This is a genomic window from Janthinobacterium sp. FT14W, assembly GCF_009208755.1.
Lineage (GTDB): Bacteria > Pseudomonadota > Gammaproteobacteria > Burkholderiales > Burkholderiaceae_D > Janthinobacterium > Janthinobacterium violaceinigrum.
In genome coordinates, this window is sequence record NZ_WFLL01000188.1 from 1 (window position 1) to 248 (window position 248).

Annotated in this window: 1 rRNA gene; it reads right to left on the reverse strand. The window is 49.6% G+C overall.

Features of this window, described 5'->3' with window-relative positions:
* Nucleotides 1-78 (reverse strand): 5S ribosomal RNA (gene rrf, locus GCN74_RS28555); the annotation flags it as partial.
* Nucleotides 79-248 lie beyond the last annotated feature (170 nt).

The following is a 248-nucleotide window of genomic DNA, read 5'->3' on the forward strand; positions in this document are numbered from 1 at the left end:
ACTATCATCGGCGCAAAGTTGTTTCACGGTCCTGTTCGGGATGGGAAGGGGTGGGACCAACTTGCTATGGTCATCAGGCATAACTTGTACTGGCGTTTGTCTCCTGTGGGACGACAACGCCTGAATCTGGAAGAAGCAAAGATCGGGGTAATGAATGGTATCAACACACACGCAACGTTGTACCGTCTTATCCTCTGTACCTGCTAAGGTTATAGGGACAAGCCGTACGGGCAATTAGTACTGGTTAG